At 32.6% G+C, this 18,336-nt stretch carries 14 protein-coding genes; 5 read left to right on the top strand and 9 right to left on the bottom strand.

Going from position 1 to position 18,336, the window contains the following annotated elements; translation table 11 throughout:
- Nucleotides 1-10: 10 nt before the first annotated feature.
- The 4 genes from ilvB to acs all read left to right on the top strand — a co-directional run bounded on the left by ilvB (nucleotide 11) and on the right by acs (nucleotide 6,078).
- Complete coding sequence (ilvB, locus tag AAEO59_RS04385) at nucleotides 11-1,699, top strand: biosynthetic-type acetolactate synthase large subunit (RefSeq protein WP_341699526.1); 1,689 nt, start codon at nucleotides 11-13, stop codon at nucleotides 1,697-1,699.
- Between the two features lie 4 nt (nucleotides 1,700-1,703).
- The gene (gene ilvN / locus AAEO59_RS04380) at nucleotides 1,704-2,234 is read left to right on the top strand and encodes an acetolactate synthase small subunit (protein WP_341699525.1); all 531 of its coding nucleotides are present in this window, start codon (nucleotides 1,704-1,706) and stop codon (nucleotides 2,232-2,234) included.
- 15 nt (nucleotides 2,235-2,249) lie between these two features.
- Nucleotides 2,250-3,722 carry a ketol-acid reductoisomerase gene (gene ilvC, locus AAEO59_RS04375; RefSeq protein ID WP_341699524.1) on the top strand — a complete coding sequence of 491 codons (1,473 nt, stop codon included), beginning with the start codon at nucleotides 2,250-2,252 and terminating at the stop codon, nucleotides 3,720-3,722.
- Nucleotides 3,723-4,170: 448 nt separating this feature from the next.
- Entirely contained in the window at nucleotides 4,171-6,078 is a 1,908-nt protein-coding gene (acs, locus tag AAEO59_RS04370; protein WP_341699523.1) for an acetate--CoA ligase, read from the top strand.
- A 39-nt stretch (nucleotides 6,079-6,117) separates the two neighbouring features.
- Here the strand turns inward: acs and AAEO59_RS04365 are convergent, their stop codons facing one another.
- The 6 genes from AAEO59_RS04365 to AAEO59_RS04340 form a co-directional block, all read right to left on the bottom strand.
- Entirely contained in the window at nucleotides 6,118-6,717 is a 600-nt protein-coding gene (locus tag AAEO59_RS04365; RefSeq protein WP_341699522.1) for a 3'-5' exonuclease, read from the bottom strand.
- 4 nt (nucleotides 6,718-6,721) lie between these two features.
- Complete coding sequence (locus AAEO59_RS04360; protein WP_341699521.1) at nucleotides 6,722-8,629, bottom strand: DUF294 nucleotidyltransferase-like domain-containing protein; 1,908 nt, start codon at nucleotides 8,627-8,629, stop codon at nucleotides 6,722-6,724.
- Nucleotides 8,630-9,014: 385 nt separating this feature from the next.
- A complete protein-coding gene (gene fucP / locus AAEO59_RS04355; protein WP_341699520.1) occupies nucleotides 9,015-10,424 on the bottom strand; it encodes an L-fucose:H+ symporter permease in 1,410 nt (469 codons plus the stop codon).
- Nucleotides 10,425-10,447: 23 nt separating this feature from the next.
- Nucleotides 10,448-11,374: a carbohydrate kinase family protein gene (locus AAEO59_RS04350; protein ID WP_341699519.1), complete on the bottom strand. Its 927-nt coding sequence runs from the start codon at nucleotides 11,372-11,374 to the stop codon at nucleotides 10,448-10,450.
- 6 nt (nucleotides 11,375-11,380) lie between these two features.
- On the bottom strand, nucleotides 11,381-12,259 hold the full coding sequence (locus tag AAEO59_RS04345; RefSeq protein ID WP_341699518.1) for a sugar phosphate isomerase/epimerase family protein: 879 nt from the start codon (nucleotides 12,257-12,259) through the stop codon (nucleotides 11,381-11,383).
- Between the two features lie 75 nt (nucleotides 12,260-12,334).
- Nucleotides 12,335-13,741, bottom strand: a complete 1,407-nt coding sequence (locus tag AAEO59_RS04340; protein ID WP_341699517.1) for a carbohydrate porin — start codon at nucleotides 13,739-13,741, stop codon at nucleotides 12,335-12,337.
- Between the two features lie 307 nt (nucleotides 13,742-14,048).
- On the opposite strand from AAEO59_RS04340, the gene AAEO59_RS04335 reads away from it, so the two are divergent.
- Nucleotides 14,049-14,801 carry an NUDIX hydrolase gene (locus AAEO59_RS04335; protein ID WP_341699516.1) on the top strand — a complete coding sequence of 251 codons (753 nt, stop codon included), beginning with the start codon at nucleotides 14,049-14,051 and terminating at the stop codon, nucleotides 14,799-14,801.
- Between the two features lie 57 nt (nucleotides 14,802-14,858).
- On the opposite strand, the gene AAEO59_RS04330 is transcribed toward AAEO59_RS04335, so the two are convergent.
- The 3 genes from AAEO59_RS04330 to AAEO59_RS04320 form a co-directional block, all read right to left on the bottom strand.
- Entirely contained in the window at nucleotides 14,859-15,485 is a 627-nt protein-coding gene (locus AAEO59_RS04330) for an RDD family protein (RefSeq protein ID WP_341699515.1), read from the bottom strand.
- A gap of 139 nt (nucleotides 15,486-15,624) precedes the next feature.
- A complete protein-coding gene (locus AAEO59_RS04325; RefSeq protein ID WP_341699514.1) occupies nucleotides 15,625-16,905 on the bottom strand; it encodes an NAD(P)/FAD-dependent oxidoreductase in 1,281 nt (426 codons plus the stop codon).
- Nucleotides 16,906-16,968: 63 nt separating this feature from the next.
- Nucleotides 16,969-18,309 (bottom strand): DEAD/DEAH box helicase, encoded by a 1,341-nt coding sequence (locus AAEO59_RS04320; RefSeq protein ID WP_341699513.1) that lies wholly within the window; start codon nucleotides 18,307-18,309, stop codon nucleotides 16,969-16,971.
- Nucleotides 18,310-18,336 lie beyond the last annotated feature (27 nt).

The following is an 18,336-nucleotide window of genomic DNA, read 5'->3' as shown; positions in this document are numbered from 1 at the left end:
TAAAAAAAGAATGAAAATATCAGGAGCAGAAGCAGTTATCAGATGCTTATTAGCCGAAGGCGTAGATTTGGTTTATGGTTATCCAGGTGGAGCTATTATGCCGGTTTATGATGAATTATATAAATTTCAAGATCAGTTACACCACGTATTGGTGCGTCACGAACAAGGAGCTGCACACGCTGCTCAGGGGTTTGCCAGAGCTACAGGGAAAGTAGGTGTGGCTATTGCAACTTCAGGACCAGGAGCAACAAACTTGGTTACAGGTATTGCTGATGCGCAAATTGACTCTACACCAATGGTATGTATTACAGGTCAGGTAGGTAAACATTTGTTAGGTTCTGACGCTTTTCAGGAAACAGATATTATCGGAATTTCAACTCCGGTAACAAAATGGAATTATCAAATCACTGAGGCTGATGAAATTCCTGAAATTATGGCAAAAGCATTTTATATTGCACGTTCAGGACGTCCGGGACCGGTATTGGTAGATATTACTAAAAATGCTCAATTTGACACTTTAGATTTTAGTTACAAAAAATGTTCTGACATCAGAAGTTACCATCCTAAGCCTGTCCTGAAAATGGATAAGGTTAAAGAAGCTGCTGAATTAATGAATAAGGCTAAAAAACCAATGATTGTTTTTGGTCAGGGGGTTATTTTGAGTAAAGCAGAAGAAGAATTAAAAGCTTTAATTGAAAAATCAGGAATTCCTGCAGCATGGACTATTTTAGGTTTATCTGCTTTGCCAACAGATCATGAGTTGAATGTTGGAATGGTTGGAATGCATGGAAATTACGGTCCTAATATTTTAACTAACGAATGTGATGTTTTAATTGCTTTAGGAATGCGTTTTGATGACCGTGTTACTGGTAATTTAGCAACTTATGCTAAACAAGCTAAAGTTATTCATTTTGAAATCGATTCTGCAGAAATTGATAAAAACGTAAAAACAGATGTCGCTGTATTAGCTGATTTGAAAGAAGCATTAACTGCTTTATTGCCTTTAATTGAAAAAAATTCACATGAAGAATGGCATAATGAATTCAAAAAGAAATACGACATCGAATTAGAAGCTGTTATCAATGAAGAGTTAGCACCATCAGAAGGAAAAGGGATTTCTATGGGAGAAACTATCGAAATGATTAACAAGCATTCAAATGGAGATGCTATTATGGTTTCAGACGTAGGTCAACATCAAATGTTTACTTGTCGTTATGCTAAATTCAATCAAACTAAGAGTAATGTAACTTCGGGAGGTTTAGGAACCATGGGATTTGCTTTACCGGCGGCTATTGGTGCTAAAATGGGAAGACCGGATCGCGAAGTGGTTGCAATTATTGGTGATGGTGGTTTCCAAATGAACATTCAGGAGTTAGGAACAATCCATCAAACTAAAGTTCCAGTCAAAATTGTGGTATTGAACAATGAATTCCTTGGAATGGTAAGACAATGGCAGGAATTATTCTTTGATTACCGTTATGCATCAACAGTAATGATTAATCCAAACTTCTGTGCAATTGCCGAAGGTTATTATATCAAAGCTCGTAAAGTAACGAAAAGAGAAGAATTAGATGAAGCAATTGCTGAAATGCTTGCTTCTGAAGATGCTTACTTCCTTGAAGTTATGGTAGAGAAAGAAAACAATGTATTCCCAATGATTCCAACAGGAGCTTCGGTTTCTGACATTCGATTAAGTTAATATTATGGAAGAAAATAAAACATTTACTATATCTGTTTATACAGAAAATAACGTTGGTTTATTAAACAGAATATCTGTGATATTCTTAAAACGTCATATCAATATTTTAAGTTTAAATGTATCTGAATCTGAAATTGAAAATGTTTCGAGATTTGTAATTGTAGTAGATACAACTGAAAAATGGGTACGCAATATTGTTGGACAAATTGAAAAACAAATTGAGGTTATTAAAGCTTTTTATCATGTAGATGAAGAGACTATCTATATGGAAAGTGCTTTGTTTAAAATTGCTTCCAATTTGCTATTTGACGAAAGACAAATTCAAAATATCATCAAAGAAAGTCACTCTGAAATTGTTACTGTATCGAGAGACTTTTTTGTTATATCAAAAGTAGGAAGACGTTCTGAAATCGAGGAAATGTATGCTAAATTAAAACCATTTGGAATCATGCAGTTTGTACGTTCAGGAAGAATTTCTGTTTCAAAAGAAAAAATGGAAGTAACAAGTTTATTATTAGAAGAATTAAAATCATAAATTAAATATTAAAAAATGGCAAATTATTTCAATTCATTACCACTTAGATTACAATTAGAACAATTAGGCGTTTGCGAATTCATGGATCAATCAGAATTTGCTAACGGAATCGAAGCCTTAAAAGGTAAAAAAGTAGTTATCGTTGGTTGTGGTGCTCAAGGTTTGAACCAAGGTTTAAACATGAGAGATTCAGGTTTAGATATTTCTTATGCTTTACGTGCAGAAGCTATTGCTCAAAAAAGAGCTTCTTTCATGAACGCTGCTGATAATGGTTTCAATGTGGGAACTTATGAAGAATTAATTCCAACAGCTGATTTAGTATGTAACCTTACTCCGGATAAACAACACACGGCTGTAGTTACTGCAATCATGCCATTAATGAAACAAGGAGCTACTTTAGCTTACTCTCATGGTTTTAATATTGTTGAAGAAGGAATGCAAATTCGTAAAGACTTAACAGTTATTATGTGTGCGCCTAAATGTCCAGGATCTGAAGTACGTGAAGAGTACAAAAGAGGATTTGGTGTACCTACATTAATTGCTGTTCACCCTGAGAATGATCCAAACGGAGTAGGTTTAGATCAAGCTAAAGCTTATGCTGTTGCTACAGGAGGTCACAGAGCTGGTGTTTTACGTTCTTCTTTTGTAGCTGAAGTAAAATCAGATTTAATGGGTGAGCAAACTATCCTTTGTGGTTTGTTACAAACTGGTTCTATTTTATGTTTCGACAAAATGGTAGCTGAAGGTGTTGAGCCAGGATATGCTTCTAAATTAATCCAATACGGTTGGGAAACTATTACTGAAGGATTGAAACACGGTGGTATTACTAACATGATGGATCGTTTATCTAATCCTGCTAAAATTGCTGCTTTCAATGCTGCTGAAGAATTAAAAGACATCATGCGTCCATTATTCCAAAAACATATGGATGACATTATCTCTGGTCACTTCTCTAAAACAATGATGGAAGACTGGGCTAATGACGATAAAAACTTATTAACCTGGAGAGCTGCTACTGCTGAAACAAATTTCGAGAAAACGCCTGCTGCAGATGTTGAAATCTCTGAGCAAGAATATTATGACAACGGAACTTTAATGGTTGCAATGGTGAAAGCCGGAGTTGAATTGGCTTTCGAAGCTATGACTGATTCGGGAATCATTGAAGAATCTGCTTACTACGAGTCATTACACGAAACTCCACTTATTGCTAACACAATTGCAAGAAAGAAATTGTTCGAAATGAACCGTGTAATCTCTGATACAGCTGAGTACGGATGTTACTTATTCGATCACGCTTGTAAACCATTAATCGCTGATTATGTTAAAAATGCACCATCTAACTTAGTTGGTCGTCCATTCAATGACGGAAGCAACGGTGTGGATAACAAAGAATTAATCGATGTTAACTCAATCATCCGTAACCACCCTGTTGAAGAAGTTGGAGCTTGGTTGAGAGAGTCTATGACAGCAATGAAAAAAATTGTATAATTAGTTACAATTATAGTTAATTCAGGAAGGCGAGGTATTAATTTACTTCGCCTTTTTTGTTTGTTAAAATGGTTAGCATAACAATATATAAACTAAAATTTTTATCAATTGAATTATATCTTCTTACCTTATAAAGGTATTTAATCAAGAATTTAGTACAGCTCCGTTATATTATTGTGATAAAATTTTTTCTTTATTAGTGTAGTTTATACAATAATTCTTTAGTTGAAAAATAGAAAGAATTAGGTTACTAAGTCAGAATGAGTAGCGATTTTCTAAAGTTTTGGGTTTGAGCAAAAAAGCTGTTATTTGGTTATTTTTTTAATAATTTGCATTTATATTAATATTACATTTCATTATTTTGATTAAATTGCGTTGATTTATGATTTATTTTATTAATAAGAATACATAGATATTTAATATATTTATAAAAAAATATAAGCAAAGGATGAGTTACTATAAAGTTGATAATTTAGAACAATATTTCAAACATTACAATAAGTCTATTCGTGAACCTAGAAAATTTTGGGGAAAAATAGCTGAGGAAAATTTCACATGGTATCAACCTTGGGATAAAGTAGTAGAATTTGATATGGCAGAGGCTGAAGTTCAGTGGTTTGCCGGAGCCAAATTAAATATTGTTAAAAACTGTATTGACAGGCATCTTAATAAAAGGGGAGAAAAAACTGCTATCATCTTTGAACCTAATAATCCCGAAGAAGAAGCATTACATATAACGTACAATGAATTACACCAAAGAGTGTGTAAAATGGCTAATGTACTACGTGAACAAGGCATAAAAAAAGGAGATCGTGTATGTATTTATTTACCAATGATTCCTGAATTAGCAGTATCCATTTTAGCATGTGCCAGAATTGGAGCTATACATTCGGTTGTTTTTGCTGGTTTTTCCGCTAAGGCATTGTCTACAAGAATTAATGATAGCGAAAGTAAAATGGTGATTACTTCTGATGGAGGTTATAGAGGTAACAAGACTATTGAACTAAAAGAGATTGTTGATGAAGCTTTACAACAATGTCCGTCAGTAAGTACAGTAATGGTTGTAAAAAGAACTAATACTGCTGTAAGTATGAAAGAAGGACGTGATATTTGGTTACAGCCACTATTAGATGAAGCTTCTGATAACTGTGTGGCCGAAATCATGGATGCTGAAGATCCTCTGTTCATTTTGTATACCTCAGGCTCAACCGGAAAACCAAAAGGAATGGTTCATACCACAGCTGGTTATATGGTTTTTACAGCCTATACTTTTAAAAATGTATTTAGTTACGAAGAAAATGATATCCATTGGTGTACAGCCGACATCGGATGGATCACAGGACATTCGTATATTTTATATGGTCCTTTATTGAATGGTGCAACTACCGTAATTTTTGAAGGAGTACCTTCATATCCTGATTTCAGTCGTTTTTGGGAAGTCATCGAAAAGCACCGCGTGAGCCAATTTTATACAGCTCCAACAGCTATTAGGGCTTTAGCAAAAGAAAAATTAGAATATGTTCAAAAATTCCCATTTAAAAGTTTAAAAGTAATTGGTTCTGTTGGTGAGCCAATTAATGAAGAAGCTTGGCACTGGTATAATGATCACGTAGGAGGGAAGAGATGTCCAATAGTTGATACTTGGTGGCAAACTGAAACCGGAGGAATTATGATTTCACCTTTAGCATTTATTACGCCAACTAAACCAACCTATGCAACTTTTCCTTTACCAGGAATTCAAGCTGTTTTGATGGATGAAAAGCGTAATGAAATCGAAGGTAATCAAGTAGTAGGTAGTTTATGTATTAAATTCCCTTGGCCAGGTATGGCTAGGACGATTTGGAATGATCACCAGCGTTATAAAGACACTTACTTTTCTAAATATCCAGGTAAATTTTTTACAGGAGACGGCGCTTTACGTGATGAAGTAGGCTATTACCGAATTACAGGTAGAGTAGATGATGTTATTATTGTATCAGGCCATAATTTAGGAACAGCACCAATTGAAGATGCTATCAATGAGCATCCAGCAGTAGCCGAAAGTGCTGTGGTAGGATTTCCGCATGATGTTAAAGGAAATGCTTTATATGGTTATGTTATTTTAAAAGAAACAGGTGAAGTTAGAAAAAAAGAGAATTTATTCATTGAAATTAATCAATACATCACGGATCACGTAGGTCCAATTGCTAAAATTGATAAAATTCAGTTTGTTTCTGGTTTACCTAAAACTCGCTCCGGTAAAATTATGCGACGTATTTTGAGAAAAATTGCAGAAGGTAATTTCACAGATTATGGAGATACAACTACTTTGTTAAATCCTGAAATTATTGAAGAGATTCAAAATGAAAGAAAATAGATAATAAAAAAACTGCTTCAAAATTTGAAGCAGTTTTTTTTATTTTAATCCTAATTTTAATTTTAATTTTAAAAAGAGTAAGGCAATTTTATAAGCTTCTTCAGTTGCTGAATCACCTTCAATCTTTTGAATTTTATAGAAATCAGATAGCTCGTCGAGTGAAAATTCTTTGTCTTCTGTGATTTCATGTAACTTTCGATGCATGATATCAATATCTAAAGCTTCATTACGTAATTTGCCACAATCCATTCGTTCCAAAGTGGCATTGATCATAGCAACATCTTTTTCAATTTGATGTCCCACGATAATTCCGTTTCCTAAATATTCTACAAAAGATTTTAAAGCTTCAGGTTCTGATAGTTTTAGCAATCGGCTTTCAATAATGTATTCATTTGAAAGGCGATTATCATGTAAAAAGCGATACTGCAATAAAATAGTTTCAAAACTATCTTTAATCATAATAGTGTCATTTTCTACTGCAAAGGCACTAATAAAAGTTATTACATCTTTTTCAATAGAATCTCCTGTAGCTTTAGTAGATAATATAACATAGCGCTTTGACTTTTTGGAAAATTTAGCTGTATATTCTTTCCAAAATTCTGGATGTTCTTTGTTGATATGTTTTAACCAGTCTAACATAAGTTTATGAGAATTGGGTCAATTGAAAGTTATCTTTAATTAATTCTTCTAATTCTTTCATAGGAATTAGCGCATTTTTAAGTTTTTCTCTGTCAATTTTTGACAGTTCTTCAAGGTTAATATATTGCCCGGAATTTTCGTTTTTTAAACCTTCTAAAGTTCTTATCCTTGTCAAAAACAAATAAGCTTCGGCACAATTCAAATAAATTTCTGAATGTTTCGGATCAGCAATAGCCAATTGTTTGAATCGGGTATAGGTATTGTTAATCCCTTTGATATCATAACTTAAAATTAAAAGTCGGGCTCCGTCAATAAGTGGCATCAATGCACGAGTTTTAATATCGAATTTATCTTTATGAATCCCTTCTTCTTCAACTATAAATTTTTTGAAAAAACTCAAAGCAGCATTTTTTCTCAACGCTTCATTACCTAAAAAATCAAAAAACAATGTGTTGTTAATTGCATTTTCATAAATGATATTGTTTATGGCTGTTTCAATTTTTTGCTCTCCAATTACCAATTCATAATCAAAGAAAATACCGCTTAAATTATCTGTATTTTCTCTTGTCGCATTCATCCAGTTGTTGTACTGTTTAATCCAGTCACTCAATGACTTACACCACATCATATTGCTTCCCATGTGTCCGTACGGGCATAATTCATATCCGATTTTTTCTAAGGTAGCAGTTGTCTTTTTTCCTAATTTTAAGAAGTAATCTTTTACCTCAATATATTTGTTTTGCGGAACATCTTCAAACACCAAAAAGCTATCCTGATCTGTTAATAACAGTTGTTCTTTACGTCCCTGACTACCAATACTTAACCAAGCATAACGAGCAGGAGGTGAGCCTAAATCTAAAATAGACAATTCGACAGCACGTTTCAAAATAGCAAAATTAATTTCGCTGGCGATATTCGTAATATGCGTTAACGGAATGTTTTTTTGAATCGATGACTGAATCAAATTGGTTAAACGCTTACGAATTTCTTTCAACTCATTAGATGACAAGGAACGTTTAATTTCTTTAATCAAAACGCCAGGATTACTAGCCTGAGCTGCAATCAAATCATGTTCAGAAATAACTCCTTTTATGGTTGATTTATCTGTTCCGTCAATAGTTACGCAAAGATGCGTGACATTATTTTTTAACATTAATAACTGTGCTTCGGCTAAGGAAACATTCTCCAAAACAGTAACGACAGGCGACGACATAATATTGCTTACCGGTATATTAATTGGGTAACGTCCGGTTGCAATTTTTGAAGCCAAATCAGCATGAGTTACAATTCCAATTGGTCCGTTTTTTTCAAAAATAATCACATTATTCTTTAAAGATTCAGCCATCATTTGTGCTACTTCCTGAGCCGTATTATCAGAAGTTGCTAAAAGGGGAGTGGTGTTATAGGCTAATGTCTGAAAAAATTGCGCTTCGGATTGTTTTTCAGAATAAAAACCACTATCAGAAACTAAATTACCTTTAGATGAACGGTCTTCCGGTAAATTACTGGCGAAATTTTCTAAAAGAAAATTCAAAACCTCCGCATTATTAGCTAATAATGGTTTAAAAACCGAAATTGGAATAGCATAAACTAAACTATCTTCACGGGCTTTAGCGGTTACTTTATAATTGTTTTTAGCAAAAAATGGACGTAAACCAAAAATACTTCCTTCATGACATTTATCGATAATATTTTCCTCAGCATCAACAATCACAGAAATATTAACCACTCCGGAAGCTACCACATAAAATGAATCATGTAATGCATCATTGGTTTTAAATAATGTTTGTTTTTTTTCTAAATTGACTACACGAATATTACTGGCTATTTCAGCTAATTCATCACTTCTAAGCTGATTAAAAGGAGCATGATTTTTTAAAAATTCTGCGATTTGTCCTGCAATTATATTCATTTGTTCCGAAAAATTAGTTGCGTAAAATTAATAAATAAATGAGTTAAAATAAATTCCATTTTGGTTTAAAGTTGTTGTTTTACAAAAATGTTTTTTGTAATATTTATTTTAATCATTCATTACAATAGTAGAACTTTACAATTTGATTTATGTTATTAAATTTCTTGTTTTTTTATTAAATGCTATTTTGTATTTTACATAATATAAATTATAATTCAAAAGTAATATTGCTAAATAAGCCGTATATACCATGATTTTTATTGTTTGTCATTGATTAGTGTTTATGATTTTTTTTGATCAATAAAAATTTTTCTGTTGTTTGTAATGAAAAAAACCGATCCAAATCAGAGATTCAGATCGGTTTTCAACAAAATAATTTTTTTTATTAGATCGTCTTATAAGTCATTTTTCCGTACCAACTTACAACAGCTAAACAAATTAGCGGCAAAATAAATGAGAAATTCACCTCTGTAATAAATCCGAAAAATTTAATATCTGAAAATCCTGAGCCGCCCAAGTCTAAAATACTTCCTTGTAAAACAGGCATTAAAGCACCGCCAACAATTGCCATAACCAATCCAGCTGATCCAATTTTAGCTTCGTCGCCCATATCTTTTAAGGCAATTCCGTAAATGGTTGGAAACATAATCGACATAAAAATTGATATACAAATAAGTGAAATTAATCCCGGCATTCCCTGTAATACAATAGCTCCGGCTGCACAAATCACACCTCCAATTCCAAATAGCATCAGTATTTTAGAAGGATTGGTGTTTTTCATAATGGCTGTTCCAACCCATCTTCCTAATAAAAACAATAGCATTGCAGCAATATTGTAATAAGTTGCCGTAAGTTCTAAACCAAAGGTTTTATTGATATTATCAACATATTGAAAAATAAAAGTCCAACACATAATTTGCGCTCCCACATAAAAAGCTTGAGCAATTACACCGTATTTGTAATTTTTATTGGCAAAAAGTTTTTTGAAAGATTCACTGATAGACATTTTGTCTTCTTGTGGCGTTTTTGGCATTTTAGTAAAACAAATAAGAATTAAAATTGCCAGAACAAAAAGTCCTAATCCAATATAAGGAATACTAATAACTTCTAAATCGTTTTCTCTGATTGCAGCTAATTCATTTGATGTTAAAGCTTTAAAAGCTTCAGGGGAATAATCATCAGATTTAATCTCTTTAATAACTAAGAATTGCGCCATTACTAATCCTGTAATTGCACCAACTGGATTAAACGCCTGGGCAAAATTTAATCGTTGAGTTGCTGTTTTTTTATGACCTAAAAACAGAATCAAAGGATTGGATGTTGTTTCTAAAAACGCTAATCCACAGGTGATAATCCATAACGAAAAAAGGAAAAATGTATAACTTTGATAATGCGCCGCCGGATAAAATAAAAATGTACCAGTAGCATATAAAAGAAGCCCTAAAATAATTCCGGATTTGTAACTGTATTTTCTAATAAACAAAGCTGCCGGTAAAGCCATAAAAAAATAGCCAAAATAGAAAGCAAATTGAACTAAAGAAGCCTGTGTATTGGATAATTCTGGCATTACTTTCTTAAAAGTCGAGACCATTGGCGTGGTTAAATCATTGGCAATTCCCCAAAGAGCAAATAAGGTCGTAATAATAACGAACTGAAAAGCGTATTCTTTGCTTACCACCGCTATTTTTTTTACTGAGGATTGTTTGCTTTCTGTAGCATCTAATTGGACAGTTTCTATTAATTTCTGTAAGTGTTTTTCATCTTCGATGACAGTTGTTTTTTCAATAGACATCATTTTGTTGGTTTTTAGATTATTGGTTAAAATGTTTTTCTGAATCTCTTTTTTTGTTGTTCAAAACCGTCTAAGAATTCTTTGATTTCTGTTGCAGAAATTAACGGATTTGCTCCTTCGTGTTGAGCTACAATTGCTCCTATTGCACTAGCAAAATTGATGGCATCCTGCGGATTATTTCCGCAAAGTAGTTGCGTGATTAAAGCCGCTAAAAAAGAATCTCCTGAACCTACGGTATCAACAACATTTACTTTGAATCCAGAATTGCGGTAGAATTTTTTGTTGTAATACAAAATAGCGCCATGAGCTCCCAAAGTCACACAAACAGTATCAGTATTTGTTTTCTCGGCAATAAAAATGATATTTTGTTCCAATGATTTTATTTCAGAACCCAAACCTTCACATATTTCATAAAGTTCTTCATCGTTGAATTTGATGAAATCGGCGGCATGTAATAAATCCAGAATATTATTCTTGGTATAATGCGGCACTCTTAAATTGACATCGAATATTTTGTATTTTGCTACAGCTAATAATTCGGCGAGTGTTTTTTTAGAAACGGTATCTCTACAGGCTAAACTTCCGTAAACTAAAAAATCGGCATTTTCAACAATAGTAGTATTTATAGATGAATTTTCAATTTTATCCCAAGCTGATGGATAATGAATATCGTATGAAGCGTTACCTTTTTCGTTCAAAATTACATTTACAATTCCTGTTGGATAATTGTCTTTTATCGCAATTCCGTCAGTATTAATTCCTAAATCATTAAGGTATATCGTTAGTTTTTCACCATTAGTATCATCCCCTACTGCACTTATCATTGCCACTTCTCCACCAAGGGCATTTAATCTTGTGGCAACATTAAGCGGAGCTCCGCCAATTTTTTTGTGTTCCAGAAATACATCAAAAAGGATTTCTCCAAAACAAACTGCTTTTAATTTTGTCTCCATAGTTTCTTATTTTGTGTGTGATAATGTATTATGTAAATTGTTTGTATAATGTTTGTTAACCATTTCTTTCATAAATTTTAAGCTTCCTTTAGCTAATGCTTCTGAAGTATATTTGGAAGGTCTCCATAAAGATGTTGGACCAACTAATTCGCTAATTTGAGAAGAAAAATTCTCTAAAACTAACGGCCCCTGATAATCAATTTCGGCTAAAGCTTTAAAAAAATCATCCCAATGTACATTTCCTTCTCCTGTCATTCCACGATCTGATTCTGTAATATGAATGTGCTTTAGATTACGCCCAGCACGAATCACCGGATTGTAAAAATCATTTTCTTCGATATTCATATGAAAAGTATCCAGATGCAATCCTAAATTTGGATTTCCGATTTTTTCAATTGTATCTAAAACTTCCGATGTCGATGTGTAAACATAACTTTCGTAACGGTTTATGGGTTCGATAGCAATTGTAATATTTTGTTGCAACGCATATAAAGTCACTTCCTGAAGTACTTCTTCTACAATTTGTTTTTCTTTTTTTGAGCAAGGATTTCCGGTAAATGTTCCAATTGCCGAATGCAGTACTCCTCCTAAAAAATCACCGTCCATTTCGGCTACAATATCTAATGCTTTTTTGATTGCTATTGTTGCTTTTTCCGGGTATAATGGAATGTGACAATCTTTAGGTAAATTATATCCACAACGTCCCATAATGCCTTTTTCGTCCAATTGTTTTTTAACTTTTTTGGCATCAAAATCAAAAGAATGCGGCAAATTGATTTCGAGCATATCAAATCCGTACTCAGCGGTTTTTTTGATTGCAAATGCTCCTCCTTCGGCTGTCCAGAAAGGCATAAATGATAATATAGATGTTCCAAAAATAGGCATATTGTTTGTTGTTTATAATTAAGAAATAAATTTAAATTAGATTATTTAATGTTTTTATAATAAGTAATTTAAGGATTAAAAAAGCCACCATTCTGTTTTAACTCCAATGTAAGATCCCCAGCGTTTTTGATTGATTTGTAAAAACGGTGAATAATTATGATCTCGAGCGTAATCATTGTATCGGGCAACGGTTGCAACTAAGCGTATATGTGGACGACTCCAAGGATCTCTGTTGCCCAATGGGACAATGGTAGGTGCTAATGAAAATTTCCACATACTGGCTTCTGGATTATCTCCATCTTTTCTAGTAGCATAATGTACTTCCTGAATTAGGTGAAACCAATTGGTCACATAAAAAAAGTTGCGCACTCCAACCACAAAATCGGTTTTTCTATTATAAAGTTGGTTTCCATTAAAATATTCGTCGGTATTATTACTTTCCGAACCACCTTTACTCTTCGTAAAAACAGCGTAACCATTGATACTAAATTTGTTAGATAAATTTATCAAAAAGTGTTCTACTGCTGTAAAGGAATAGGCTTTAGTATATTTTCCATTTTCATCCGGTGCGCCATAAGTTGCCCAAGTATAAGTGTTCCCATTGTCTCCACCATTTGCAATACCACTACCCAATCGGGCAGAAATTTGATTAAATGAACCAGGTTTAGCGGTTTTGAAAGGATTGTTGTATTTGATTCCAACTACCCAGCCTTTATCGGACGGAAAGTTTTTAGAAGCTTCAGCAGAATTTTTAGAAACATAATGAAATTCTCCTAGAAGTTTGATTGTCCCTTTGTTTTGCAAATGAATACTTTGTTCTCCAATCCAAACCATTCGTTGACGAATTGCAGGATTAGTAGCTCCTGAAACTGTTATTTGGTAATTATAAGGATACACATTTGTAGAATCGGCAGATGCAGGCATTAACATTGTTAATTCGGTATTTTTATATTTGACTCCAAATCCCTGTGACGAATGGTCGTCAAAATAAAAATAATCGCTAATGTGAATATCATCATACCTGCGAAAACGGGAACCTGCCCAAGCTGACCATTTGCTTCCCAGAATATTAGTTGCTTCTACATAAGCTTCCGGCAGAATAAAAGTCAGTCCGTTATTAGAGCGACTGCTAACATTGCCAACAAATTGTCCGTTAGCAGCATACATTCCTAATCGTACTTGAAAAGTAGCATTTGTACTATCAGCTCCAATTTTTTTTGGAGTAAAATGAATAGCTGGTAATAAATCTATATAATCCGTTTGTTCCATTCGACCGCCCAAGGAACCTTGTCCTGAAAGATTTAAAGGTTTCCACATATTTCCTTCCCCATTTGGTGAAAGTCCAGCTCCTATTCGACCTGTAGTTCCAAGTGAAAAATTAGTATTAGTAATTACTACCTGCGCATTCACTTTCATCATCATACTACCTATAACCATCATCCAAAAAATGTTTTTTGATTTGATGCCCTTAATTTCTTTCATGCTTTTTTTTTGGTTTTAGAATGAAAACTTATTAAACGTCATATTGACTATTATTTTTCAAATGTATAATTTTATTTTCATACAAAACAAAAAAACATCTTTATTTTTTCATATTAAACAATATTATAAGCCATATATTACAGATTTAAGAGTTATTATATTAATCTTTTTGTAGAAATATTAAGAAATAATTATTTAATGTTATAATTACGTTTAATATGGATTTCAAAAGAAAAATACAGAAGTTATAATTAAAATTTTATCTTTAAATTTGTACAATTACTAAACTGATTGATATCTGATACGAATGAGTAGCAACGCAAATTTTCAAACCGAAATAATTCCTAATATCTCTGTTGACTGTGTCATTTTTGGATTTGACAAGAACACAAAATCATTAAATGTTTTGCTTATTGAACGGTTTTTAAAATTTGATGATTCGGAAGTTCCTTCGGTAAATGATTATGTTTTAAAAGGTTTTCATACCTACGAAAACGAATCAGTAGATGAAACAGCTAATAGAGTTTTAAAAGAACTGACTGGTTTAGAGCAGTTGTACAAAAAGCAGTTTAAGGTTTTTGGGGATCCAAATCGTTTAAAAAACGAAAAAGACATTATTTGGGCTCAAAATCAACATTTTAGCGAAAGAACTATTACAATAGGCTATTATATTTTATTACCTACTGATGTTGTTCAAATAAAAAACAAATACAATCCGCAATGGTTTCCCATTAACCAACTACCGGAGCTTGGTTTTGACCATAAAAAAATTATTGCTGAAGCCTATACCGATTTAAAAGAAGATGCCTTGTCTAAACCAATAGTTTTTGAATTATTAGCTGATAAGTTTACCATTAAAGATTTACAGGATACTTATGAAGCTATTTTAGGTGTGGAGATTGATAACAGAAATTTCAGAAGAAAATTAATTACTAAAAAATACATTATCGCACTAGACGAAAAACAAACCGGTGTTTCCAAAAAACCTTCCCAATTGTATATGTTCAGCAAAGATGTGTATCAAAAAATCTATAAAGAGAGCTATTTGATTAATATTTAAGTTTTTTGCCTCCTTTATTTAGGATTTTTAAAAATATGTATTTTAAAATTGGACACCTTAAATCTTGTCATTATTATCTGGAAACATAATTTCGTTTATTTTACTAACATAAATACTTCTGACGACAACTGTTCCTGCAATAAAGTCATGTGCTGCTCTTTTTCTTTTATTTGTAAGTAAAATAAAAAATTCACTATAAATCCAAATATTGCTTACCCAAACATGTATCTTAAAAGGAACTGGTTCAAGTGACATTAAATATCCCGCTTTTTTTAGCCAATCAAGGCTTTCAAAAACAGTTTCATCAGCTTTTAGCAAACACATTATCATTGTTACAATACTAAAAAATGTTAATAGTAATGAAACAGAATGCCTTAAAATCGCTTCTTTCCAAGCTATAGGTTTTCCGTTAATTTTTATGATTTTGATACCTGCTATTAATTTACCTGGCGTTCCTCCATATCTTTTAGGTAGATATATATTATACCAAATTCCAAATAATAAATTTGGGATTATTGTATAAAAATACATGTTTATAGAGAGTCCATTTATATAGAAAATTATATAAATTAAAGGTAGCATAATTATTGCGTCCAAAAGCAATGAACCAAATCTAACAAAAAATCCAGCATAAATATTATTGTCAATTCCGGGAATTGTTTCGGGAATTTGTTCATCTTTCATTAGAGCCTATTTTTATGGTTAATTACTTTTTTTTTCAAATATAACAACTTTATTCAAAGTAATCTATTTCTTATTTAGAAAAATCGCACAAAAAAACCGACACATCTCTGCATCGGTTTCTTTAAGTCTATAGAAAAAATTATTTTACAATATCTTCCGTTTTAACTTTTTTATCTGGTCTGATAATCATTCTTAAAGAATTATCTTTAGAGAAATAAGCAATCATCCAGTTGTAAAACGTTCTAACTTTATTTCGGTAAGTTATTAATGAAATTAAGTGAATGAATAACCAAATAAGCCAAGCAAAAGTACCTTTAAAATGCATTTTAGGTTTTGGTAAATCAACCACAGCTTTTGCCTTTCCAATGATAGCCATCGAACCTTTATCAACATATTTAAAAGGAACTAAAGCTTTTTGCTGCATAGCTAATTTAATGTTTTTAGCCAAGTTAATTCCTTGTTGGATTGCAACCTGAGCTACTTGCGGATGTCCATGAGGGAACGCTTCGTCATTAAATTGAATACAAGTATCACCTATAGCGTAAATGTTTTCAGTAGCTTCAATTTTATTGAAAGCATCCGTTTTTAAACGTTTTCCACGTCCATATGCATCCGTTGGCAATCCTTTAAATTCACGTGCTGTAACTCCGGCAGCCCAAATTAAATTCTTTGTTTGAATAGTTTCTCCATTGGCAAAATGAACAGTATCATCAACATAATCAACCACATTATTGTTCAATTTCACGATAACACCTAAATCAGTAATGGCTTTATAAGTGTCTTCCTGAGATTCTTTACTCATTGGTGTCAGCAAAGCTGGAGCACCATCAACTAAATAAATATTACTGGCAGTAGTTCCTAATTCAGGATATTCTTTTAACAAAATGTTTTTACGCATTTCAGCAAACATACCTGAAATTTCAACTCCGGTAGGTCCTCCTCCGGCAACAACAATTGTTAACAATTTTCGACGCTTACGAATATCTTTAGTAATGGCTGCTTTTTCTAAGTTTTTAAGCAACGTATTACGCATTACAATCGCATCGTTCAAAGTTTTCATTGGGATGGCATTCTTTTTAACATTTTCCATTCCAAAATAACTGGTCTCTGCTCCTGTTGCAAAAACTAATTTATCATAAATCAATTCACCATTGCTTAGGATTACTTTATTTTCAGTTGGCACTACTTCCAATAATTCTCCTAAACGAAATTGTAAGTTCTTTTTACCAGCAAAAAATTTTCTAAAAGGATAACTAATACTTGATGGCTCTAAATAAGCCGTAGCTACCTGATAAATAAGTGGCGGAAAAAAATTATAATTATTTTTGTCTACAAGAGTTACACGAACTCCGTCTTGATTCAACAATTCTTTTGCCAGATTCATTCCTGCAAAACCGCCTCCGATTATTACGATTTCCATAATTTGTGTACCTTTTTTAGAGAACATCTCTTGCTGAGTCAGCAAAAGATGCTGAGTTTGTTTTTATTTTTTTTGTTTTAGTTTTTTTTCGGGTTTTTCTACTGCCTGATTTTTATTTTGTAACAAATGATGGGCAAGTATTTTTTCAATTAGTTCATCCTTGGTCAAATGATGAAAAATGGTTTTGATTTTTGTTTTTAATTCGGCTTCTACCTCGTGATTCGGTTTGGTTTTGAAAATTTGTTTCGCCCAAAGTAAGGTATTATTGTCTTCAATACTGGCAACTGAAGGTTTTGTAAATGGTTTGAATTGAATACCTAATTCTCTTTCAAAATCGGGAATTTCAATTTCTTCTTCAGCTTGTAAAACGGTTAATGATAATCCGTTTGCCCCTGCTCTAGCGGTTCTTCCACTTCGATGTACATAATTTTCATAAGTATCCGGCAAATGATAATTGACTACATAAGCGATATCTTTTACGTCTATTCCTCTGGCAGCTAAATCAGTTGCGACTAGAATATTAATATGTCCTTCACGAAATTGATCCATAATGCGGTCACGAATTCCCTGAGTTAAACTACCATGTAATGCACCTGAAGAAAAACGATTGATTGCCAGGTTTTTAGCCAATTTATTTACAGCAGCTTTTGTTTTGCAAAAGATAATTCCCCGTTGTCCTTCTCTGGAATTCAAAAAATGCATTAAAACGTCTAGTTTTTCAATCGGATCTACTACAATGTATTGATGATCAATTTGTTCATTTCCAGAAGTTTCCATGTTGGCACTTACATGCACTACATTTTTGTGCAAGTAATTTTGAATCAACTGTTTAATTGTTCCTGGCATTGTAGCCGAAAATAAATATGTGCGGTGTTTTTTAGGTAACTCAGCAACAATTACGTCTAGGCTTTCCTTTAAAATACTAACCATTTCATCAGCTTCATCGAGAACTAAAAATTGAGTTTCGGTTAAACTGATGGCTTTTCTTTGTAATAAATCGATTAAACGTCCAGGTGTTGCAACTACAATATGAGTAGGATTTTTTAATCGCTCAATTTGTGGCTTTATTGGAATTCCTCCACAAGTAGCTGCAATAGAAATTTCAGGTAAATCTTGTGCAAAATTTTCTAAATTATCAAAAACCTGATGTCCCAATTCTCTTGTTGGAACAAGGATTACAGCTTGTACATTTTTTTTAGAACTATCAATTAATTGTAAAATTGGTAATCCAAAAGCAGCTGTTTTTCCTGTTCCTGTTTTAGCTAGTCCTACAATATCAGTTTCATTAGCTAAAAGCATTGGAATTACTTGTTCCTGAATGGTTGTAGGTGTAACAATTTTTAATCCATTTAAGGTATGGACTAAAGTTTTTGAAATTCCAATGTTTGAGAATGTTTTTGACATTATTTTTTATCTAAAAAAGATTTTTAT

Source organism: Flavobacterium flavipallidum, from assembly GCF_038289905.1.
Taxonomy (GTDB): domain Bacteria; phylum Bacteroidota; class Bacteroidia; order Flavobacteriales; family Flavobacteriaceae; genus Flavobacterium; species Flavobacterium flavipallidum.
The sequence above is the reverse complement of the archived record's forward strand: the minus strand, read 5'-3'. Positions and strand labels throughout refer to the sequence as shown.